At 41.5% G+C, this 24,201-nt stretch carries 18 protein-coding genes; 12 read left to right on the forward strand and 6 right to left on the reverse strand.

The window, feature by feature from the left end; all coding sequences use genetic code 11:
• The first annotated feature begins 1 nt into the window (after nt 1).
• From AC4CVD_RS02645 to AC4CVD_RS02670, 6 genes are all read left to right on the forward strand, one after another.
• Nucleotides 2–1,018 (forward strand): AAA family ATPase, encoded by a 1,017-nt coding sequence (locus AC4CVD_RS02645; protein WP_005400779.1) that lies wholly within the window; start codon nt 2–4, stop codon nt 1,016–1,018.
• A 6-nt stretch (nt 1,019–1,024) separates the two neighbouring features.
• Nucleotides 1,025–1,528 carry a hypothetical protein gene (locus AC4CVD_RS02650; RefSeq protein WP_005400778.1) on the forward strand — a complete coding sequence of 168 codons (504 nt, stop codon included), beginning with the start codon at nt 1,025–1,027 and terminating at the stop codon, nt 1,526–1,528.
• Nucleotides 1,529–1,586: 58 nt separating this feature from the next.
• The gene (locus AC4CVD_RS02655) at nt 1,587–4,691 is read left to right on the forward strand and encodes a type I restriction endonuclease subunit R (RefSeq protein WP_005400777.1); all 3,105 of its coding nucleotides are present in this window, start codon (nt 1,587–1,589) and stop codon (nt 4,689–4,691) included.
• A 113-nt stretch (nt 4,692–4,804) separates the two neighbouring features.
• Nucleotides 4,805–6,886 carry an ATP-dependent nuclease gene (locus tag AC4CVD_RS02660; RefSeq protein ID WP_005400776.1) on the forward strand — a complete coding sequence of 694 codons (2,082 nt, stop codon included), beginning with the start codon at nt 4,805–4,807 and terminating at the stop codon, nt 6,884–6,886.
• Entirely contained in the window at nt 6,883–8,616 is a 1,734-nt protein-coding gene (locus AC4CVD_RS02665) for a UvrD-helicase domain-containing protein (protein ID WP_005400775.1), read from the forward strand. The genes AC4CVD_RS02660 and AC4CVD_RS02665 overlap by 4 nt, the downstream gene beginning before the upstream one ends.
• A 693-nt stretch (nt 8,617–9,309) precedes the next feature.
• On the forward strand, nt 9,310–9,954 hold the full coding sequence (locus AC4CVD_RS02670; protein ID WP_005400774.1) for a HEPN domain-containing protein: 645 nt from the start codon (nt 9,310–9,312) through the stop codon (nt 9,952–9,954).
• Between the two features lie 61 nt (nt 9,955–10,015).
• Here AC4CVD_RS02670 and AC4CVD_RS02675 read toward each other — a convergent pair whose 3' ends face one another.
• Entirely contained in the window at nt 10,016–11,206 is a 1,191-nt protein-coding gene (locus tag AC4CVD_RS02675) for an MFS transporter (protein ID WP_005400773.1), read from the reverse strand.
• A gap of 1,064 nt (nt 11,207–12,270) precedes the next feature.
• On the opposite strand from AC4CVD_RS02675, the gene AC4CVD_RS02680 reads away from it, so the two are divergent.
• From AC4CVD_RS02680 to AC4CVD_RS02705, 6 genes are all read left to right on the forward strand, one after another.
• A complete protein-coding gene (locus AC4CVD_RS02680; protein WP_279044021.1) occupies nt 12,271–13,398 on the forward strand; it encodes an NAD(P) transhydrogenase subunit alpha in 1,128 nt (375 codons plus the stop codon).
• 11 nt (nt 13,399–13,409) lie between these two features.
• The gene (locus tag AC4CVD_RS02685) at nt 13,410–13,733 is read left to right on the forward strand and encodes a proton-translocating transhydrogenase family protein (protein WP_004692331.1); all 324 of its coding nucleotides are present in this window, start codon (nt 13,410–13,412) and stop codon (nt 13,731–13,733) included.
• A gap of 3 nt (nt 13,734–13,736) precedes the next feature.
• The gene (locus AC4CVD_RS02690) at nt 13,737–15,191 is read left to right on the forward strand and encodes an NAD(P)(+) transhydrogenase (Re/Si-specific) subunit beta (RefSeq protein ID WP_005400771.1); all 1,455 of its coding nucleotides are present in this window, start codon (nt 13,737–13,739) and stop codon (nt 15,189–15,191) included.
• A 97-nt stretch (nt 15,192–15,288) separates the two neighbouring features.
• Nucleotides 15,289–15,990: an FG-GAP repeat protein gene (locus AC4CVD_RS02695; RefSeq protein ID WP_005400770.1), complete on the forward strand. Its 702-nt coding sequence runs from the start codon at nt 15,289–15,291 to the stop codon at nt 15,988–15,990.
• 224 nt (nt 15,991–16,214) lie between these two features.
• Nucleotides 16,215–17,513: an ammonium transporter gene (locus tag AC4CVD_RS02700; protein WP_228128225.1), complete on the forward strand. Its 1,299-nt coding sequence runs from the start codon at nt 16,215–16,217 to the stop codon at nt 17,511–17,513.
• A gap of 16 nt (nt 17,514–17,529) precedes the next feature.
• A complete protein-coding gene (locus tag AC4CVD_RS02705) occupies nt 17,530–18,138 on the forward strand; it encodes a hypothetical protein (protein ID WP_279044023.1) in 609 nt (202 codons plus the stop codon).
• A 47-nt stretch (nt 18,139–18,185) separates the two neighbouring features.
• Here AC4CVD_RS02705 and rsfS read toward each other — a convergent pair whose 3' ends face one another.
• From rsfS to AC4CVD_RS02730, 5 genes are all read right to left on the reverse strand, one after another.
• The gene (gene rsfS / locus AC4CVD_RS02710) at nt 18,186–18,590 is read right to left on the reverse strand and encodes a ribosome silencing factor (RefSeq protein ID WP_004692321.1); all 405 of its coding nucleotides are present in this window, start codon (nt 18,588–18,590) and stop codon (nt 18,186–18,188) included.
• A gap of 75 nt (nt 18,591–18,665) precedes the next feature.
• Nucleotides 18,666–19,460, reverse strand: coding sequence for a TIM barrel protein (locus tag AC4CVD_RS02715; protein WP_279044024.1), 795 nt, complete (start codon nt 19,458–19,460; stop codon nt 18,666–18,668).
• Between the two features lie 15 nt (nt 19,461–19,475).
• On the reverse strand, nt 19,476–20,351 hold the full coding sequence (locus AC4CVD_RS02720; protein WP_278345127.1) for an NAD(P)-dependent oxidoreductase: 876 nt from the start codon (nt 20,349–20,351) through the stop codon (nt 19,476–19,478).
• A gap of 34 nt (nt 20,352–20,385) precedes the next feature.
• Nucleotides 20,386–21,174 (reverse strand): crotonase/enoyl-CoA hydratase family protein, encoded by a 789-nt coding sequence (locus tag AC4CVD_RS02725; RefSeq protein ID WP_004692317.1) that lies wholly within the window; start codon nt 21,172–21,174, stop codon nt 20,386–20,388.
• Nucleotides 21,175–21,287: 113 nt separating this feature from the next.
• Complete coding sequence (locus AC4CVD_RS02730; protein ID WP_005400764.1) at nt 21,288–24,101, reverse strand: GacS-like sensor histidine kinase; 2,814 nt, start codon at nt 24,099–24,101, stop codon at nt 21,288–21,290.
• Between the last annotated feature and the right edge of the window lie 100 nt (nt 24,102–24,201).

Here is a 24,201-nt window from a genome sequence, read left to right on the forward strand (position 1 = left end):
AATGATTAAAGATTTTGATTTAGAGAACTATGGGCCAATTATTAGTTCTCATGGTAAAAATTTGGGACAAATTAACTTAATTTTGGGTAAAAACAGCACAGGGAAAACTTTTCTGCTCAAAGCTTTATATAGTGCGATACGTAGCCATGAGGAGTCCAATAGAGGGAAAAATAATCAAGAGTTTTCCGATGTTTTGAGTGATAAATTATATTGGACATTTCAAACAGATAAAATTGGTGACATAGTTACCAAAGGTGAGGGCAAAAAGCTCTCAGTATCAATTAGCTTGGATGACAATAGCTCACTTGGATTTAGTTTTGGAAAAGATACAACTGTTAAAGTAAGTACTATTCACAATAATCTGACCAAAAGAGAATCTAATTCAATTTTCCTACCTCCTAAAGAAGTATTGTCACTGATTGATGTTATTCATAAGTCGGCAGTAATCGATAAATTATTTGGCTTTGATGCAACTTATGTCGATCTAATTACTGCTCTTAAAATTCCTACGCAAAAGGGGCGTAATTCAGATGCGTTTGTAAGCTCTCGAAAACAGTTAGAAAATATGTTTTCAGGGAAGGTTGAATTCGATAATAAAAGCCAAAGCTGGATTTATAAAAAAGGAAATAGTAAGTACTCAATGATGGCTACAGCTGAAGGTGTTAAAAAGGTTGCAATTCTTGATACTCTTTTAGGTAATCGCTATCTTGATAAAGATTCCATTGTATTTATTGATGAACCTGAGTCTGCTTTGCATCCGACAGCAATTGTGCAACTGTTAGATATAATTAGTGTTCTTGCTAAAGCTGGTATTCAATTTTTTCTTGCTACTCACTCTTATTACGTTATCAAAAAATTGGTATTAATTGCTCATCAGTATCAAATGCCTATTCCAACTTTTATGGCAACAGAAAATGGAAGTTGGCAACAAACCTGTTTGCTTAATGATGGTCTACCTGATAATGAGATCATTAATGAGTCAATTCGACTTTTTGAAGCTGAATTTCAAGGGGTTTGATTATATATGATTTTTTTTGAAGAGTCAGGAGTGAGCTTTGGTTCTTTCCCACGTGATGATTTTTATAAAATAGAACATTCCAAAGGCCATAAATCTCTAGGTAATGGTTTTAAAATGGTTGAGTTTACTTATTTAAAAAATCAAAAGATGTTTATGGTTGAAGCTAAATCGAGTATACCAAATCCTAGGAATACATCCGATTATGAGAATTATTGGAATGAAATTTTTGAGAAGTTTGAAAATGCACTACCATTACAAATGATGGGGTGTTTAAAACAAAACTCTATTGTAGAGCAAGAGCTACCATCTAATCATAAACTTATTGATTGGCAAAAAGCTACAATTCAATTAAGGCTAATTATACCTAAAGTACCTAATCAACATTTACCCCAAATAACTGACAAATTTAGACAGCGTTTACATAAAATAAAAAAATTATGGAATATTAACGATATGAATATATTTGTAATAAACGAGGAAAAAGCACGTAAAGAAGGCCTGGTGCTTTAGAAACTTAAACTTTATCTATCAGAAAAACTTAAAGACAACATACCAGGTAATATTAATCATGAACGAAACACAACTCGAAAACCTTTGCCTTGATTGGTTCGCCGAAAATGGCTGGGAAGTCGTTCATGGTATTGATATTGCACCTGATAGTAGCACTCCTTTACGCAAAGACTATAAACAGATTTTACTGGAAGCTGATGTTCTGGCCGCTTTTGAACGCTTGAATCCGCATTTACCTGTAAGTTGTTTTGAGCAAGTTCTGCAAAAGCTGAATCAACCTGAAAGTCTGGACTTGGTGACCAATAACCGTGCCTTCCATCGTATGTTATTGGAAGGTGTATCTGTCACCTATAAGAAACAGGATGATTGGGTACATGACCATGCCTTCTTGGTGGACTTTAATCATGTGCATCAAAACCGTTTTGTTGCGGTCAATCAATTTACCATTCTAGGTGTGAAGCAGCCGCGACGCCCTGACATCATCTGTTTTATCAATGGTATTCCGTTTGCCGTGTTGGAGCTAAAAAGCCCAACCGATGAAAATGCAGATATCTGGGATGCCTTTAACCAGCTGCAAACTTACAAAGAAGAAATCTCCGATCTGTTTGTCTTTAATGAAGCCTTGGTGGTGAGTGATGGGGTAACGGCTCGTGTCGGTTCACTTACGGCGAATCAGGAACGCTTTTTACCGTGGCGTACCATTAAGAATGAAGATGATAAACCTGCTTTAGAATGGGAACTAGAGACAGTTATTCGAGGCTTCTTTGATCGAGAGTTGTTTCTGGATTACATCCGATTTTTTGTGTTGTTTGAAACAGATAGCGAAAAGACTATTAAGAAAATTGCAGGCTATCATCAGTTCCATGCAGTACGCGAAGCCGTACAGGCTACCATTACAGCAGCCAATCCAACCGGAGACAAAAAAGCAGGTGTTGTTTGGCATACCCAAGGTTCGGGTAAAAGTATTTCCATGTGCTGCTATGCGGGGAAACTCTTACAACAGCCTGCTATGCACAACCCGACCTTGTTGATCGTAACCGACCGTAATGACTTGGATGGACAGCTCTTTGAAACTTTTAGTAATGCTCAAGAACTATTAAAACAAACGCCAGTACAAGCCAATAACCGCGATGAGCTGAGACAGCTTTTAGCTGAGCGTGAGTCAGGTGGCATCATCTTTACCACGGTACAAAAGTTTGCATTATTGGAAGGTGAGAGTGAGCATCCATTACTGAATGGACGCCACAATATTGTGGTGATGTCAGATGAAGCACATCGTAGCCAATATGGTTTGAAAGCAAAACTAAATAATGATGGCACATACAAGTTCGGCTATGCCAAGCACATGCGTGATGCTTTAAAGAATGCTGCTTTTATTGGCTTTACTGGAACCCCTATTTCGAGTGAGGATAAAGATACCCGAGCTGTCTTTGGTGATTATGTTTCCATCTATGACATTCAGGATGCCGTGGATGATGGGGCAACCGTCCCGATCTACTACGAATCACGCTTGGCAAAGCTGGACATCAATCAGACTGAAATTGAAGAGCTATCTGATCAAGTCGATGAGGTTGTAGAAGATGAAGAAGATGTTGGTAACCGAGAAAAGACTAAAAGTGAGTGGAGCCGACTAGAAAAGCTGGTGGGTGCCACACCACGGCTGAAACAGATTGCTGCGGATTTAGTCGCACACTTTGAAGCCCGTACAGAAGCCACGGCGGGTAAAGGCATGATTGTGACCATGAGCCGTGAGATCTGTGTCCACCTTTACAATGAGATTATTGCCTTACGTCCAGATTGGCATGACCCTGATCCTGAAAAAGGCAAAATCAAAATTGTGATGACGGGTTCAGCTTCAGATAAACCATTATTACAGCCGCATATCTACAATAAGCAAACTAAAAAACGCCTTGAGAAACGCTTTAAGGACGTAAACGATCCTTTACAACTGGTGATTGTACGCGATATGTGGCTTACAGGTTTTGATGCACCGTGTACGCACACCATGTATATAGATAAGCCAATGAAAGGCCATAACCTCATGCAGGCCATTGCACGTGTGAACCGTGTCTTTAAAGATAAGCAGGGTGGACTAGTTGTTGACTATATCGGCATTGCTAATGAATTGAAGCAAGCCTTAAAAACCTATACCGATGCCAAAGGTAAAGGGGAACCAACATTACGTGCAGAAGAAGCTTATGCGGTTCTTGCTGAAAAGATGGATGCGATACGGGGAATGTTTGCCAAAACCAATGAACAGGTTGGCATGGATTTAAGTGCTTATGAAACTCAGGCACACCGACTGATTATCCCCGCAGCCAACTATGTGCTGAGCTTAAAGGATGGTAAAAAGCGTTTTCTTGATTTAGTCCTGGCAATCAATAAAGCCTTCTCTTTATGCAGCACCTTGGATGAAGCGAAGAACCTGCACAAAGAAATTGCCTTTTACTCAGCCATTAAAGCGGTCATTAGCAAGCATACCTCTGTAGATCGTAAACTGTCGCAAGCGGAAAAGGACAGTACACTAAAACAGATTCTGGATAATGCTGTCATTGCAGATGGGGTAACAGATGTTTTTGCAATGTGTGGTTTAGATAAACCAAACATTGGCTTGCTTTCAGATGAGTTCTTAGAAGATGTACGGCAGATGCCATACCGTAACTTGGCAGTTGAACTGTTGGAAAAGTTACTCAATGATGGCATTAAGGCAAAGACACGAAACAATGTCGTGCAGGAAAAACGCTTCTCTGATCGTTTGCAGGAAACCTTGAGGAAATACAATAACCGAGCTATTGAAACCTCTCAGGTCATTGAAGAACTCATTCAAATGGCAAAAGAGTTTCAGGCCGAAATGCAGCGTGAAGCTGCACTTGGTTTGAATCCTGATGAAATCGCTTTCTACGATGCCTTGGCGAATAATGAAAGTGCGGTCAGAGAGCTTGGAGACGATACGCTGAAACAGATCGCACGAGAGATTACAGAGAAGCTACGGAAATCAACGACTGTCGATTGGCAGGTTCGGGATAGTGTGCGTGCTCAGCTGAAAATATTAGTACGTCGTACTTTGCAGCGTTGGAAGTATCCACCTGATAAAGCAGCTGAAGCGATTGAGTTGGTGATGAAGCAGGCTGAGCAGTTGTCGAATGCTTGGACGACTAGCTAAAAAATCATTTATAAAGAACGTAATTTACACAAAATAATTTACATGCTCTTCTTGGGCGAAACCTTTGAAAAAATAGATAAAGTTACAATAACCAATGTATTTTGGGGGGAACAATGCGTATCGAAAAAGTTAGAGTTGAGGGGTATAGACTTCTTGAAGATATTGAGATTGTATTAGAAAAGAATTCAACTGTGATTGTTGGGCGAAATAATAGCGGAAAAACATCTTTTACTAGCATATTTGATTGTTTTTGTGGTGAGTCAGGAGCCCGTTTTAGGTTGGAAGATTTTTCTAGTTTGTCTCGTGAGAAGTTTTTAAATGCAAGAAAATTGAAAGAAGAGGGGGCAAGTCCAGAGCAGATATATAATACACTGCCTATAATCACTCTTTCTTTGACATTTCGATACGATAGTGATGCCCCGACTTTAGGACCTCTTTCACCATTTATCATTGATTTAGATATGGACTCTACAACAGCGATTGCTTGTATTGAATATAGGCCTGTCTTAGCAAAAATGCATTTGTTGTTTGATTTACCTCAACCACCAGTAGGTATGGAACCTCAAATACATTTTTTTAAGTGTTTACGTAATAATTTATCAAAAATTTACGAAGTGCATGTTAGTGCGATAGATCCGACGGATAAGTCTAATAAGAGAAATTTCGAGGGTACTTCAGCATTCGCAGCATTATTACAATGTAACTTTGTTCAAGCACAAAGAACTCTTGATAAGACAAAGCTTGGTGAGGCTGATGTTATCGGAAAATTACTTAGTGAATTGTTTAAAACAGCTGCTGCACCAACGGCTACAGAATCTGATCAAGAGTTAGCTGCGAAATTAAAGAAATCTGTTGAAGATATTGAGCTTAATGTTCAAAGTGATTTTGACAAAATGCTCAAAAAGTTATTACCTGTTATGGGGGTGATGGGTTTTCCAAGTCTTAATGATACTGAATTAAGGCCTGAAACTTCATTAAATGTAGAGGCACTTTTGTCTGGGCATACAAAAGTTGTTTATAGCGGTACAGATGGTGTGCATTTACCTGAGGGATATAATGGTCTTGGTACGCGAAATTTAATCTATATGCTGCTACAACTTGAAAGCTATCACAAAATTTACCGATCTCAAATTACTCGCCCTTCAGCCCATTTGATATTCATTGAAGAACCTGAAGCTCATTTGCATCCACAGATGCAGGAAGTTTTCATTAATCAATTAAATGCTGCTATTCAAAAGCTTTCGAGTGCCTATCCAGCAGAAGACGTTTGGAATGTTCAGTTTATTATTACTACACATTCTTCTCATGTTGCTAATGCGGCATGTTTTGATGCAGTAAGATATTTCTATAACCAGAAAGATTCAGTGAAAAGTATTAGAAATACTAAAGTTAAAGATTTTAAAAAGGGCATGCAAACAATATCTTCTGCTGATAAAGAGTTCTTGCATAAATACATGACTCTGACTAAGTGTGATCTTTATTTTGCAGATAAAGTGATTATGGTTGAAGGGACAACTGAACGGTTATTAATGCCTCGCCTCAGAGAATTAGTTGATATATCCTTACCAGAACATCAAAAATTAGCAAGCCAGTATGTAACTTGTATTGAAGCTGGAGGGGCTCATGCTCATGTTTTTTATCCACTCCTCGACTTTCTTGAACTTAAGACTCTAGTCATTACCGATTTAGACTCAACTAAAATGGTGGAAAAAGAAAATAAGAAGAAAGTAAAAACCAAAATATGGGAAAAATGTCCAGTAGCTCAAGGTGAGAGAACCTCTAATGCGGCTATCAAGGATTGGTTTCGTCCTAAAGATTTAGATGAAAAAGTAATTTGGCAAATATCTCCAGCTGATTTAATTGCTAAAAATGCCATAGAAAAGCAGGTTAACTTTCGTCGAATTGCCTACCAAATCCCTGAAGATCCAAAAACTAATATTTGTGCAAGAAGCTATGAAGATGCTCTTATTTTAGCGAACCTTAATCAATTTCCATTACCAAGTGAAGACGATGTTGCTACAGAAGCTTGGGAATATGCGCAGGGACTTACTAAAGCGGATTTCGCTTTAGAATATGCAATTCGTGTAAAAGAATGGGTTGTACCTCGATATATTCGAGAAGGCCTGATTTGGCTTTCTGAATCTGATGTTCCTATACAAAATTTAGAACCATTAGACAAAGGAGGAGCAGCATGAGTCAGATTAAAGAAAATCCTGCACTAGTTGCTGCACAAGAAGCTCAGAGAAAGATCAATCAGGCTCTAGATGCGGGTTATAGTTTTAGACTTGAAGCAGGTGCGGGAGCAGGTAAGACATATTCTTTGGTAGCTGCACTCAAGAGACTAATCGACGAACGTGGTTCAACGTTAGTACAGTCAGGCAAAAAAGTTGCTTGTATTACTTATACAGAAGTTGCACGCAATGAGATTGCTCAAGAAATTGAAGATCATCCGGCAATTCTTGTTGACACAATTCATGGCTTCTGTTGGGCATTCATTCGTCAATTTCAGAAGGCAATACGTGATTTGGTAATTGAACTAAAGGATAAAAAAGAGAAAGTTGAACAAAGTGGGGGGATTGGATCACAGTTAGTAGAATATGATCTGGGATTCTTTAGTGTAGATGAGATGCGCATTACACTTAATCATGATGATATTCCTGAATTGATGGCAATGCTTTTGGCTAAGGAAAAGTTTCGGATGTTATTTAGTCAGCAATTTCCAGTAATTTTTATTGATGAATATCAAGATACTCATCGTCAATTTATGGATGCTATTACTGATTATTTTTTAAAGTCGAAGACTGGACCAATCATAGGTCTTTTCGGAGATCATTGGCAGACTATTTATAGTAGTGAGTATGAATTAGCTGAATACCCAATTGAAGAAATTGCAAAGGGTTCAAATTTTCGATCAGTTCCTGCTGTAGTAAATGTTCTAAACGCTTTACGCCCAGAGCTTCCACAAGTTGTTAGCTTACCAGAAGCCAAAGGTGAAGCTCGGTTTTTCCATACTAACAGTTATAATGGGCCTAGAACGAATACAGCACATTCAAAGGAAGATTTACCTTCTGACATAGCACGTAGTTGTCGTGAAGAGTTGATGGCTAGGTTAAGAGTAGAGGGGTGGGACTTAAAAAAGACAAAAGTATTAATGCTTAGTCACAATGTTTTGGCAGTTGAACAAGGTTATCCGAAAATTGTTGAATTATTTAGAGGTCGTACAGAACAGTTTACAAAAAAGGAAGATCCGGTCATTAGGTTCTTTGCTGAAGTAATAGAGCCAATGTGCATGGCTTATAGTTCATCACATTACGGAGATATGTTTAAGATATTGGGTGCTAGACCTGCTATTACAAAACATGAAGATAAAATGTTGTGGCGTAGAGATATGGATCGATTGCTAAAGTTGAGAATAGAAGGGACTATTGGTCAAGTTATAGACCATTTAAAGATTACTAAACGTCCATCTCTGCCTGATCGTATACTTAGAAGAGAGGAAGAGCTTATTTCATTGATGGGCATACCTGAAGTTGAAATGTCTTCAAGACCACAACGTTATAAAAAATTAAGAGAAATCCCGTATAAAGAAGTTATCGAGGTTACAAGATTTATTGAAAAGTTAACCCCTTTTGCAACCCAGCATAGTGTTAAGGGTGCTGAGTTTGATAATGTATTGGTAATCTTAGGTGGAGGGTGGAATCATTATAATTGGCCTCAGCTTCTTGAGCTACTTGAAACTAAAAAGCTGACTAAGACAAATATGAAAGGTTTCTATCGTGCTCGGAATCTTTTCTATGTATCTATATCTCGCCCAATGACGAGACTTGCTGTGCTGGCAACTCAGTCATTGTCAGACACTGCACTTCTTACAGTGAGTAATCTTTTTGGAAGTGAGAATGTTGAAGAGTTAAGTTTTGGTACATAAAATAGAATTTACGCCAAATTTACACCATAAATTATTTTATACAATTTAAGTTGTTGATATTAATTTGTTATTTTATTTTAAGTGTCCAATCCATCATCGGCGCAACACTAATTCGTGGAGATTGAGGGGTTTCAATGGTTTTGTCAGTATTCATTAAAAAATCAGGCTCTTGATCAGTGTTTATCAGCTTTTGTCTGCAAAGACATGGTGAACAACCTATGTCTTAGAGCGGAAGCGGTGCAAAGAAATATGTGGGAAATTACATGAAAATCAGATGTCGCAAAGCCAAAGCGTCAATCCATTTATTGAGCAAGATACAGCACAATGTAGTGAGCTGAAATGCATTCATTACCGATAGGAGGATCTTTGGGAGTGGACGAAAAATGAAACTCGATGCTTCATTTTATTCAGGTATTTCCGATAGCACGCAATACTATCACAAAAATGGAATACATTCATTGAGAGATATTATCTGCTTTTATCAAGCTTAGAACTTATAATTAATGGTAAGAGGAGCAGCCAATATTCATTAGATACATTGAAATATAGAAAACAGAATGTTTTTTTCGATAGAACATTCACACTGAACTAGCGGGATTTATCAATCACTATGGTCCTAGCAGGATTAAATTGAATTTAGCTTAATCATTCAGTATGTTGAATACATAGAAGAATAAAGTATAGGAAAAGCCGATGTTGCTTTTAGAAGAAATTTTTAAAACTAAAAAAGTACAACAGAGTGATGAGTTTAATCTGAGAATACATCGTGGGCTGAGTTGGCTAAAGCAGGCATTACTGCTCGATCATGATCCCGATTTACAATTTATCAGCCTCTGGATTTCCTTCAATGCGATATATGCACAAGACTTGGGGCAAAGTCAGGACAAACAGAGTTTACGTCAGTTCTTGCATTTAATTTGCCAGCATGATGTCGATCATAGAATTTATAGCATTTTATGGGACAAATTTAGTCAGCCTATTCGTATGCTCTTAGACAACCAATACACCTATCAAGGGTATTGGGACTATCAAAATAAGAAAATTGGTTTAGAGATCTGTAAGGCTCAGCTTGAACAAGAAAAGAAAAAAGTGGCGAAAGCGCTACAACAGAAACATTCGGTTGATATTTTACTGGTACTGTTTAATCGTTTATATACCTTGAGAAATCAACTGATGCATGGTGGTTCAACCTATAAGAGTTCATTGAACCGCAAGCAGCTACAAGATGGCTGTCAAATTTTATCGGCTTTACTGCCCGCATTTTTGTACATTGCTTTGGAAAATGCCGATAGTCTCGATTTGGGTAAACCTTTTTACCCCGTGGCTCAGGTCAGTTAGCGCTCAAAAAGAAGTGCCCAAACCAAAAGACAATTGACTCAGTCAACTGTCTTTTTAAGGGTTAAGCAATACCCTGTTTTTTGTTATACAGGGTATCCAGCAGAGCAAAGACACCCGCCATCATCACCAGTGTAATACCGACTAAACATGTACTGCTCCAGCCGCCGTGATGCCATGCATAGACACCCAGTGCCGAGCCACACGCGCCACCAATAAAATATAATGTCATATAGATGGAGTTCACCCGAGACTTCGCATCGGGGCGTAAACGGAAAATCACGTTTTGGTTACAACTATGTGTAGTTGCAAGCCCTAAGTTAATCAGTGCATAACCGATGATGTAGCTGATGAGTGAGCTCCCGCCTAAATATAGGAACACCCAACTGAGGGCTAACGTCCCGCAGCCGACCCAAGTCAAAAGCAGGGTATAACCGCGATCGGCCCATTTACCAATCCACTGAGTGGAGAGTGCGCCAAATACGCCGACCAAAGTTACCACGCCGACTAAAACATCCGAAAGTTGAAATGGCTCAGAGGTTAAAAGTAGGGCAATGGTTGAAAACAGCATACTCATGGCAGCAAAAGCAAATCCACCCGTGATTGAGCGAAACACCAAACGAGGCTCTTGTTGCAGCAGACTCCCCATGGACTTAAAAATGTCGAAATAGGTGATTTTAAGTTTTGGTAGTTGGGGTAGTTTTCCTTTCATCAGAAGGGCCAAAGCAAACATGGCGATGCCACTCAGCACATAAATCATTTTCCAGTGCCATAAGTCTGAGAGTAATCCAGCCACACTGGTCGACAGTAAAATCCCGACCAATAAGCCACTCATGAGGAAACCGACCACTTCTCCCGTTTTTTCAGGTTTGACTGCCATCGTGGCCAGAGGAATCAGTACTTGTGCTGCGACAGAAAAGAGTCCTGTAATAATGGTGCCTAGCCAGAGCATCGATAAGTTGGTAGATGTCGCACAGATAAACAGTCCAGCAGATGCGCCAAACATCAGGAATGGAATCAGTTTGGCTTTGTTCAGCATGTCGCCTAAGGGCACAATGAACAGTAAACCCAAAGCATAGGAGACTTGCGCAAAGGTCACGGTCAAAGCCACTTGTTCTTCTGGCGCTTGAAAGCTTTGCTGAATAGAGGAAATCAAAGGCTGGCAATAATAGTTTGCCCCTGCACATAAGCCACAGACAATTGCCATCAGCCAGAGCAGAGATTTGTCTCGACTGATGTCGAAAGAGGTATTCATAATGAGCCTTTGATGAGGGAGTATTTTTTTCAGAAAGACGTTTACATCATGTTTGAGCTAAATAGATGCATCGTTTCAGAAATTGTATACGAAGCTGGGTCAAAAGCCTAAAACAGGCGAGAAAAGACTGCATAAAAAATGAGTCGAAGATGAAGACATAGAAAATAGCATGACCTGTTCTCAGGAGAGTATTTTCGTCTAATACAATCAAAAAATAATGATATTTCGAATTTCCTGTCAAAAAATGATAAAAATCTTTAAAAAATTCTGAACGCACCCGTCTATTTTGTATGAAATTGTTGCATTCGATCATTTTCACTCATAAAGCATACCAAGCATTTGGGGCTGATTGTTGAAATATTCATCTATTTAAAGTGTTTTTGCTTAATTATGGTGCATTTTTGCTTAAGGCTAGTGCGTCAATGCACGCCATTATCATCCCATAAAATATGAAAAAAACATTTTTGTTGGTCGTTCCGCGTTTTAGATCTATTTAAACGTGATTAATCCTTCCTCGTATTTTTATATGATCCACTTCAAATATACGTTTCAGTTGGACTAAATTTTGAGCATTGGCATTTTTGATCGATGAAACATAGGAACAGGCCAATTCTAAGCTTTTGCAAATGGGGCAAAACTGTCATTCAAGTCAATGCCTGCAAAGTTTGCGCGACGGCAGATGGCAAAGCTCGATGAATGACAGGTTCGGGTTAATGTGAACGTGGTGGTTCATATTCTTGGATTGGTCAAAAAGATCAATACTGCGGAATTAAAGGACTTGGTTTTGTGCAAAAAAAGTGCAGATTTTAGTGTAAAAAGATCTGTAGCTCAGAATTTGAATAGAAATAAATCAATTTTTAAGCGGATTCAAAGTAAATAAACGAGATATCACCCAATATTTTTTATGAATCACCAGTTCAGTATATGGGTATTTATTAAATAAATAGTGGGTGGTATTTTAAAAAAGTTTCATTAGAATCCAAAAATTCATAAGAACATCCTGTGAGAAAATATTGCCTAATCGGTGATGTTTACTTTAAGAAAAACTAGCTTGAGGGACGCTCATGCAGATCGGAATTCCAGCCGAAACTGTCGTCGGTGAAAATCGTGTAGCCGCAACGCCAGAAACGGTAAAAAAGTTGATCAGTGCTGGTCATAGTGTAGTGATTGAACGTAGAGCAGGTGTGAAAGCTGCTTATATCGACAGTGCTTATGAGCAAGTCGGTGCTACGCTGACAGATGATGCCTATACCGGTAGCCAAATGATTTTGAAAGTACGTGCCCCTCAGGGTGCTGAAATTCAAAAGCTTGCGCCAAATACATCGGTTATTGCCATGTTTGACCCGTACCGTAATACGGAGCTTGATCAATTTGCATCACAACACGTGTCTGCATTTGCTTTGGAGCTACTGCCACGAACTTTATCTCGTGCGCAGAACATGGACGTATTATCTTCACAAGCTAACTTGTCCGGTTACAAGTCTGTGCTTCTTGCTGCGGCAGAGTACCAGCGCATGTTCCCAATGTTGATGACGGCTGCGGGTACTGTAAAACCTGCACGTGTCGTGATCATGGGGGTTGGTGTTGCAGGTCTACAAGCGATTGCGACAGCAAAACGTTTGGGTGCTGTGGTTGAAGCAACGGATTTACGTCCGACGGCGAAAGATCAGGTGGAATCTTTGGGTGGCAAATGGTTAGACGTACCTATGTCAGCAGAAGAGCAGCAAAAAGCAGCCGATGCTGCGAAAAATGGTTATGGCTGGATGCCAGGTGAAGACTATATCCGCGATCAAGCCATTATTGTGGACAAAGCTGTATCGAATGCTGACATCGTGATTGCCACTGCACTTTTACCAGGTCGTAATGCGCCACGTCTGATTAAGGCGGAAACGGTTGCCAAAATGAAACCAGGTTCAATCATCCTTGATATGGCGGTTGAAACAGGCGGTAACGTTGAAGGTTCTAAGAATGGTGAAAATGTTGTGACTGACAACGGTGTGACCATTCTAGGGATTCCAAACATTCCGTCTACGGTTTCAACTGAAGCTTCTGCTTTGTATGCACGAAATGTCTTGAACTTTTTAGATACTTTATTTGATGCAGAGAAAAATTTTGCTATCAATCCTGAAGAAGAAATTCAAAAAGCCCTTCTAGTAACTCATGGCGGTCAAGTACTGCTGAAGCGTGGTTAAGGAGATAGATCATGGTTGAAACAATTACAATTTTCGTCCTTGCCATCTTTGTAGGCTACTACGTTGTGTGGGGCGTTACGCCTGCACTACATACACCGCTTATGGCAGTAACCAATGCGTTGTCATCGATCATCGTGGTCGGTGCAATGATTCAAACGGTGGGGATTCCTGCAATCGGTGTTGATGCGAATGTTGCATTCCAAAGTGTGAATGTGGTGAGCATCTTAGGTGCAATTGCGGTGTTCTTAGCAAGTATCAATATTTTCGGTGGCTTCGCAGTAACAGCGCGTATGCTTGAAATGTTCAAGCCAAAGCAAAAGAAAAAAGAGGGCTAATATATGGAATTCATTCGAGACTATGCGGATTGGTTCTACCTGATTGGTGCTGTCCTCTTTATCTTAACTTTACGTGGTTTGTCTGGCCCGAAAACGGCAATTCAAGGTAACCGTTACGGCATGATCGCAATGGCGATTGCTGTAGTGACCACCTTCTTTGTGGCAGATCATCCTGTGATTTGGATGATTGGCGGTGCGATGGTGCTGGGTGCGATAGTGGGTATTGCCCGTGCGCGTACTGTACCTATGACGCAGATGCCTGAAACTGTTGCTTTAATGCACTCATTGGTGGGCTTGGCTGCGGTATTAATTGCAATAGCTGCAATTCTACATAACAACCAACTGACTGCTTTATTTGCACAAAATGAAACTGCATTAACTGCTGCGGGTGTGCAACATGCACACATGAGCAAGGTTCATTTATTTGAATTGTTCGTGGGCTGTTTCGTCGGAGCGATTACCTTTACAGCGTCTGTATTTGCTTATGGTAAGTTGGCTGCGAAAAAATGGGCAAAAACCATTTCTGGTGCATGGGTTAAACCTGTACAAGCACTGATTTTCCTTGCAATGTTGGCATGTGGTGTGTACTTCTTCACAACAGGCAACATGAATGCATTCTGGGCTATGACTGCACTTGCACTTGCATTTGGTTGGGTGTGGATTGCACCAGTCGGCGGCGGTGATATGCCAGTGGTGGTATCGCTATTGAACTCCTTCTCTGGTTGGGCAGCAGCAGGTATTGGTTTCACACTTGAAAACAATATGTTAATCGTTGCGGGTTCACTGGTGGGTTCTTCAGGTGCGATTCTGTCTTACATCATGTGTAAAGCCATGAACCGTTCAATCATCAACGTTTTGTTTGGTGGTGCAATGGGCGGTACAGCGGTAGCTTCTGCGGACAAAGGCAAACAAGCACAGCGTAACCATCGTTCTGGTTCAGCAGATGACGCAGGCTTCTTGATGTCAAATGCAGACAGCGTTGTGATCGTACCAGGTTATGGTATGGCGCAAGGTCGTGCACAAAATGCTGTGAAAGAACTGTGTGAAATCTTGAAAGAACAAGGTGTAAAAGTGCGCTTTGCCATTCACCCAGTTGCAGGTCGTATGCCGGGTCACATGAACGTACTTTTGGCTGAAGCAGACGTGGCTTATGAAGACATCTTAGAGATGGATGAGATTAACTCAGACTTCCCTGCAACAGATGTGGTGCTTGTGATTGGTGCGAACGACGTGGTGAACCCTGCGGCGAAAGACGACCCAACATCTCCAATCTATGGCATGCCAATTCTTGAAGCACATAAAGCACGTACCATTATGGTCATCAAACGCTCTATGGCGACAGGTTATGCAGGTCTAGACAACGATTTATTCTATAACGAAAAAACCATGATGATCTTTGGTGATGCGAAGAAAGTGGTTGAAGATATGACCAAAGCAATCAATGGTGGTGGACACTAATCCTCCTCCTAGAGTGTATAGAGACCACCTTCGGGTGGTTTTTTTATGTTTGCAGCTTTTGCTAAGATGATGTGTATCTTTTCAATAAGAAAACAAGATGAACATAAATCAGATTTCGTTTCAGGTGTTGCTGATCTTTAGTGGGTTCGTTTTGAGTCAAACTACTCAGGCTCAAGTCTTCGAAATAAAAAATGCATCGAAACGCTATGATGTAAAAATAACGACGAGCTGTACGGACAGGAGCTGCGATGGACAAGCCAATATTGATCTTTACCTAAAAGGGACGGTACAGCGCTTTCAGCGTATTTCCTCGGCTGAATTGACGATGGATCTGGACGAAACTGACAAACCATCTGTCAATGTGGTGCAGCTTTATGGTGAGCAAAGTGCCGTGATTTTTGCCGACTTTAATTTTGACGGCAGTGAGGATGTCGCCATCCGTAATGGTAACTATGGTGCTTATGGCGGGCCAACTTACGATGTTTATGTCTTTCATCGGACTAAAAATAAATTTGTGCTGAGTCAGGAGTTATCGGCCTTAACTCATGAAAATTTGGGCATGTTTGAGGTCGATCCAAAACAGAAAAGAATCTTAACCTTCAATAAAAGTGGGTGTTGTTATCATATTCGTTCGGAATATATCGTGATTCCTAAACACGGCTTGAGTTTAGTCAAAGAGTTTATTGAAGATGCAACAGTTCAAGCGGGAAAGGTTAAAGTGACGGAGCGAACGCTGAATCGTGGTCGATGGGTAGAGAGGGTTCACTATTATGCTGTGGATGAATACTATAAAAACTAAAAGCCATGTTTTAGCAATTAGCTTATAAATTCATTTTGACCTCTTGTATGGTGTATCGCTTTTTCACCTTGTTTAAATCGCTCCATTTATATTGGCGAACATAGATCATTTTTAAATATCTATAAGGTGTTGAAACACTGGCATTGATTTTGCAATTGAGATGAATAATCTTTGGGGGATTATTCATGAAAAAAATAAAATACTTACTCTTCTTCGTGTGATGTATTACTTTACCCAGTTTTGCTGCAGAACCCCTGCCAACACAGGCTCAAAATATTCAAGAGATTTGCCTCTCGCTTGACAGTGTCTGGGTGGTGCTCGGTGGCATTTTGGTGTTTTTCATGCAAGCAGGTTTTGCCCTGATTGAAAGTGGTTCGGTGCGCTCTAAAAACACCATTAATGTACTCATGAAAAACTATATGGATGCGTGTTTAGGGGGCTTGGTGTTTTGGTTGATTGGCTTTGGTTTGATGTTTGGTGCCAATTCGAGTGGTTGGATAGGAACCTCGCATTTTGCCCCCAATGCTATGGATGACTGGCACTGGAACCTCTTGTTCTTTCAAATGATGTTTGCTGCCACCGCCACGACGATTGCCAGTGGGGCGATGGCTGAGCGGATTCACTTTGTGGCGTATATTGTGAGTGCTGCAGTGGTCAGTGGTTTGATATACCCGATTTTTGGTGCATGGGCTTGGGGGAGCTTATTTGATGGCGAAGGTTGGCTAAAAGCCATGGGTTTCATTGACTTTGCTGGTTCAACAGTGGTGCATTCGATTGGTGGATGGGTGGCCTTAGCTGGAATTATTGTGCTGGGACCCCGTTTAGGGCGGTTTGGGCGCAATGGACAGGTCCATTATTTGGCAGGGCATAATTTACCGTTGGTGGCGCTAGGCGGTTTTGTTCTATGGTTGGCATGGTTTGGTTTTAATGCGGCCTCTACTGTGAAGGCGGATGTGGGTATTGGGCGGATTGCCTTGAATACGCATTTGGCGGCGTGTGCTTCGGCAGTTGCCTATATGGTTTATACCCTAATACGTGGTAAAGCGATTTTAGTGCGCGGCACCATTAATGCCTCCTTGGGTGGACTGGTTGCAATTACGGCGGGCTGTGCAACCATGAGTCCAGTGTATGCCATCATTAGTGGTGCGGTTGCAGGTGTGTTGGTCAGTATTTTACCTGTGGTGATGGAAAAACTCCGCTTGGATGATGTGGTCGATGCGGTGACTGTACATGGTTTTTGTGGGGCGTGGGGCACATTGGCTGCGGGGTTGTTTTTTGAAAACCAAATGTTTAATGCGGGAATCATTGCGGTACAAGGCTTGGGGATTGTGACAGCCTTTGCGTGGGGTTTTGGTGTGGCGTTGATCGTCTTTAAAGTCTTAGACCTCGTTCTTGGTGGTTTGCGGGTGAGTAAACAACATGAACAACGTGGCTTGGACTATACCGAACATGCAGAACTGTCTTATCCCGAGTTTCAGCGTGATGTGACGTTTGAAACTGATGATATGACCAAACGTCATTAATGAAAGAGGATAGCTCATGTCGACCGAAACATTAACTATTTTACAAAAACGCCAAGCGATCGAACGTGGATTGAGTCAGTACTTACAAGGAACACTTTTAGAGCAAGTATTGAATCACTGGGAAGCGAAATATGGTGATCAACCCTCCTTTGTCCTGAATCGTTTTTTGAGTGAAATTTGCACCACAGAGGAATTACGTTACTTCCGAAAAGACATGCTCAAAAATGTCTTGGCAGAGATGGCCCAAGTTGAAAAACAAGTGTTGTTGAACCCATCTGCAAAAGCATCGAAAAGTGAACAAGGGGGAGCAGTGTTACTCGATGCATTGACGTTTTTTATGCAAAATATCTGTCAAGCAGTCAAAGCCGTTGATGTGCAGGAGTTTGAGCGTGAGGTGAAAACGCAGCTAGACGCTTTATCCATTGTGGTCGATAAGTATCAGGCCTTGAATGATCGAGCAGTACTCGAAGCTTTGCCCATGACTCAATATGCGCAGGTCTTGACAATATGTTATGAAAATTATTGTGAATTTTATGGTCCAGCAAAAGCAGATCAACTCTATGCCCATGTGAAGCGCCAAGTGAAAGAGCGTTACCCAATGGTCGATATGCATCGCTTAATTTAAAGAAAATTAGACATAAAAAAAGCGACCTTCAGGTCGCTTTTTTCATATTAGGCTACAGTTTCTTCTGGGGCTGCACGCCAAAGGCTTTCTAAGTCGTAGAAACGACGTGCTGTTGGCAACATCACGTGCACAACAACAAAGCCAAGATCAATCAAGATCCATTCTGCATCACGTTCGCCTTCGACACCGAGAGGGCGGAAGCCTGCTTTACGTGCTTCTTCAGCAACGTTATCAGCAAGTGCTTTGATGTGACGCGTTGATGTACCGCTTGCAATCACAATTGCATCAGCGACGTTGCTGATTAGGCTGACATCAATCGCTAAAATATCTTTTGCTTTTACATCTTCAAGGGCTTCATGTACAACTTTTAAGCAAGCTTGTACGTCGGCAGCTTGGGTATTCATTGCGAAATCGTGAGAATTAGAAGCGCTGGGCGATGGTTCTAAATTCATAAAGGGAATTTTTCCGGACAATAACTCATCTTATAATATAGCGTTTTTAGGCGAAAATTTCAAATCCGCAATGGTTCAACTTTGAGGATGTGCAGCAAAGTATTTTGCCTTCCATGCAAAGGACTGAGTTGAAACAGTTTTTGGTCGATATTCAGCCGCAATAAAACCGTCATAACTGCTGTGTTGTAGCCATTCAAAAATATTTGTATACATAATTTGTGCAGTATCTGGTTCATGCCGCCCCGGACAGTCTGCAAATTGGATGTGACCAATATCTTGAATATTTTCTTGTAGCCCTTGCAACACATCCTCACCCATCATGGCCATGTGATAGCAGTCGTATTGCATTTTAAGTGCAGGGTGTTGTACTGCTTCTAGCATTTCCTGTGCTTGGGCAATATTTTGTACTAAGAAGCGTGGCATATCCGTGCCGTTGATCATTTCAAAGACAGGTTGAATGTCATGTTCACTGAACATATGGCAGGCCAGTTTCAGGTTTTTTGACAAGGTATTTAAACAGGGCAGTAGGTCGGCATCTAGGGGCTGTTTACCAGCAAGGATATTCACACTTGGCACTTTGAGTGCGCTGGCATATTGAACTGCCAACTGAAGAGCGTGATGAAACTCTAGCTCTTTGCCGGGGACACCTGCGAGTCCATTGCCACCAGTCATTAAGTCACCCGCAGGAACGTTAATCAGGCAGAGACTTAAGTCATGAAGCCTAAGCTGAGTTTGAATTTGTTCAATGCTGAGTTCGTAGGGAAATTGGATTTCCACGTGTTTAAAGCCAGCAGCTTGCGCTAAAGCAAAACGCTCAAGCAACGGTACTTCGGTAAAAATCATGGATAAATTTACAGCAAGTTTGGTCATGATTTTCTCCTGATTTTATTTGGCTTGTTGTTCTACTTGTAATATGACTGAGGCAAGATCAGCTTCAGCATAGCCTTGTTGTTGGTGTACTTGCAATTGCTGAAGTGCTCGCGCTGCAACAGGAATGTCAAGTTGGTGCTGCGCAGCAAGCTGCACGGCGTTGTTCAAGTCTTTGGACAGGGTTTGAACTTTCCACTGTACGGGCTCAAACAGATGAGTCGCCATACGTGGACTTAAAATTTGGAAGGGTTTCGAATCGGCAAAACCGCCTGCAAACGCAGGTGCGAGTAAGCGAGTGTCCACGCCAGCTTTGGATGCTAAAGCAACCGCTTCTGCAATCAGCGTGCTATTGGCTGCCACAATCAGTTGATTACAAATTTTGGTGGCTTGTCCTGTTCCTGTGTTGCCCATACAGGTGACACGTTGCGACAAGATATTATAAATCAAAGACAAGTCTTGAATCGTCTGTGCATCGCCACCAGCAAAGATGACCAGCGTACCTTGTTCCGCACCGACAGTCCCCCCTGAAACAGGTGAGTCGATCCATTGCACCTGTTTTTGTTCGGCACGTGCTGCAAGACTCAGGGTTTGCTCCACCGAAAGACTGGAAAAGTCGATGATTACTTGCTTCGCCGTCAAAAACGGTTCGATTTGTTCATAAACGCTGAGTGCAGCTTTGTCGTCGGCTAAACATGTTAGGACTATAGGATATTCAGCAATATTCTGTAGTGCTAAGTCTGTCGCCCCCAAATCAATGAGTGCATCGCAGGCACTGCGGGTACGGTTCCATACAGCGACTTCGAAACCTGCTTGAAGTAAGCGGGTGGCCATACGGCTTCCCATGAGTCCCATGCCGAGAAATGCAATTTTAGTGTGTCGATCGAAATTCATGGGACCCTCTTTGATTGTCAGTGATTAAATACTGTTATTTATATTGGCGTGGTAGATACTGCACGTCGGGTTGTTTATCTTTCTTACGTGCGATTTGGCTATTTTTACCTAACAGTAATTTGAGCTGCCAAATTTTTTCCAAACGTAAGGATTTTTTAGGCTCATGCTGCATGGCATCCAGCACATATTTTGAGGCCATGAGCGCATCTGGTGAGCGTTGTAACATTTCTTCTGCAATGGCTTGGGCTTTAGCAAGCGGTGATTCATCAAGATGTGTGACTAAGCCGATTTCTTTGGCATAAGTTGCATCGAAAATACGTGCCGTAAGTGTTAATTCTTTGGCAAGATCTAGTCCGATTAGACCTTTCAAAGAACGCGTCAGTCCCATATCCGGAACCAGTCCCCAACGGCTTTCCATAATCGACATTTTGGTTGCAGGGTGTGCGACACGAATGTCTGCCGCTAAAGCCAGTTGCATACCCGCGCCAAAGCAAAACCCTTCAATCGCGGCAATCACAGGAACAGGCAGTTCTTGCCAAATTAGGAAAGCTTTTTGAAATAGACTTTGTCCCGGTTTAATCAGCTCCCATGCGGCATAGGCGCGATTCTTCGGATTGTTCAAATCGGCAAGATCAATGCCTGCACTAAAGACTTGCGCTTCACCAGTGAGGATGACACAACGAATGCTGCGGTCTTTTTTAATTTTTTCAGCAGTTTTAACCAACTCGCGCAACAGGTCGAAACTCATCGCATTGCGTTTGTCTGGGCGGTTAAGTGAAACAGTGGCAATGCCGTTTTTGTTTTCAATGCGAAGTAAAGCCATGATGAGAACTCTTATTTTTTGCTCGCATGGAGCATAGCATAGCTCTCGTGCGGATAAATGACACCAAGAGTCACGTCGCAATTTGTCTTTCGTGCCATGCTCTTTTGAATGTTTTATGGGATATGTTTGATTAAAATTTGCTGTGCCGCATGTTGTACTTGTTCAATCACAACTTTGAGTTCATTGAAACGCTTTATGGTTTCTTGAACAAATTGTTCATCGGCTTTACGACGTTCTTTACGTAAGGTTGAAACAAACTGTTCAAATGTCCCTGTTGCTTCTTGTAAGTTGGGTACACCGACATAGCGTGTTGCACCATACAGGCGGTGTAGCACATGCTCCAATTGTGGGAAATCTTCCATTTCAATCAATTGCTTCATTTCATGCAACTCAGTATCAAAACTGTCCATTAACATACGCAATAAGTCGACCGCTAAATCTTCTTTATTGGCGGCTAACTGTAAGCTTTGCTGCCAGTCGAGCACCTTAGGATCGAGTGCTTCAATCACGATAGCTTTTTCAACGGGTGAGCCTTTATTGAAGCGATCAGTGGTCCAATGGGTCAGGATTTGGATAATCTGATCAATTTGAATCGGTTTGGTGACATAGTCATCCATGCCGACTTGCAGTAGTTTTTGTTTTTCATCGGCCAATGCATGTGCGGTGAGGGCAATGATGGGCAAACGCTTATGGTTTTCAATGGTTGACTCCAGCGCACGAATGGCACGTGTGGTATCGACACCCGACATGACAGGCATTTGAATATCCATAAATACCAAATCAAAAGCTTTGCTGTCGTGTTCAGCGCGCTCTTGTAAAATCTCTAAGGCTTGTTGGCCGCTTAAAGCTTTTGTTGTCGTGACATTCAATTCGCCTAGTAGTGCTTCAAGGACAATCAGGTTAGGGAGATGGTCATCCACCGCTAAAATATGTAAGCCTTGACCATTGAAGGACTCCATTTCGTCTTCTTCAAATAGCGGTTGATTGCTGAGCAATTGAATCAAAGCACTCCGACTGAGCGGTTGGTATAATGGTCGTGCGCGATATTCATTCAGCGTGGTCAAATCGAGTGACATCTGGTAACCATAAACCGCAAGGTTACCGCTATAACGCTGACGAATTTCTTTTAATAAGGCTTCGGTATCACCACTGTGATCAACAATTAACCATGTATTTTCCACATCTTGAGGCAGTCTGTTGAGGTGGCTGAACAAGTCTAAAATTGAACTCGATTCGATGTGTTCCACAGCATAGTCTTCAAGATAATGACGCAGAATATTGGCCGTTGCAGGATGCGCCAAATACGAGACCACTTGCATGTCGCTAAATTGAGGATGTTCAACGTACTCATCTTCTTCATTGACCATAAACATGGCGGTAAACCAGAAGGTGGAACCTTTTTCGGTGGGCGCGCGTTCTTGGTTGTCCTCAAATCCAATTTGCCCCTGCATCAAATGCACCAGCTGTTTGGAAATCGCTAAGCCTAGACCTGTGCCGCCAAATTGACGCGTGACCGAAGCATCACCTTGCGAGAAAGACTCAAACAGTTTTTTACGGTCGGTTCCACTGAGTCCGATACCGCTGTCTTGTACACTAAAGTGCAATAGGCACTGTCCAATATCATCTTGTTCCATTCTTGCGCGGACGATGATCTCACCATCAGGAGTAAACTTAATGGCATTGGAAATCAGGTTGGTTAAAATTTGTTTGAAGCGTAGGGCATCTCCAACCACATGCTTTGGCACATTGTCGGCATAGTAAAAGGCCATATCGATATGCTTTTGTGCAGCAAGAGGAGACAGCATATCCATAACATCAAAAATTGCTTCTTCTAAATCAAAAGTTGCAGTATCGAGTTCTATTTTACCTGCATCAATTTTTGAAAAATCTAAAACATCATTAATCAGTGCCAGTAAGTGTGCAGATGATTTTCGGATGGTTTGTAAATACAGGTTTTGATCATTGTTGAGGTTGTCTTGACGCAGTAACAGGTGAATAAAACCATCAATACTGTTCAGTGGCGTGCGCAGTTCATGGCTGATATTGGCCAAGAATACAGACTTGGACTGACTTGCTGAAATGGCTTGGTCACGCGCTTGACGATAGGTAATGTTTTGCACTTCTAAAGTGTCAAGGGTTCGACGTAAATCGTCTTCCGTTTGCTCAGTGTGTTCTTTCAATTCTAAAAAACTAAAATGCAGGCGTTTCACCACATTGGCAATATCGCGCTGTAGTAAGCGTAATTCACCGGTGCTGTTAATCAGCATGTGTTGATCGAGGGTGTCGGCATTTAAACGTTGCAGCTGCATGCGAATTTCATACATCGGCGCAATCCAGCGACGCGAGTAGAAATTTAAACAGAGTAAAAGTAGTAATAGTGTCAACAGACCTGTCGCAATCAACACAATCAACACGCGATAACGGGCAATTTGTAAGGGCTGGTTATCTAACTCAACCACCAACTGCGCAGGCGTGCCTGTAAATTGGTTGATGGGCAAACCATATACTGTATTACCTTTAAAATTCATTGGGCCAAAAAAATCAGTATTTTTTTTCAGCGCAGGCCACGGCGCTTGGTCTTGGTAGCCAATGCTGAGTTTGTTATTGCCTTTTTCATCAATAATTGCGGCACGAATCAGATGTTTTTCATCTAACATCTTTTGCATCAAATAACGTGCATTTTCATACTGCCAAGGGGAGGCATTCACCAAATTGATCGCCGCTTCCGCATCTAGCTGATAGCGCGTTAAAATCGCTATCGCCATTTGTCGCTGTTGGGCTTTGGCGGCATTTGAAGTTTCGGTAATAACCAGTAATGCACCTACACAAGCCAAGATCATAATCGGCACGAAAATAAGTGCAATGAGCTGTCCATAAGCATGGTTTAAGTGCAGACGATTAAATAACTTTTTATTGATATTTGACATGGTGCAAGTGATTTATTCCCTATGCTTTGAAGTGTAGCACGCTTTATAAAAAATCGATGGTGCTTTAATCACTTTCACGAAAAAGCACGCTAAATGGGTG

Source organism: Acinetobacter sp. LipI_23 (genome assembly GCF_058243045.1).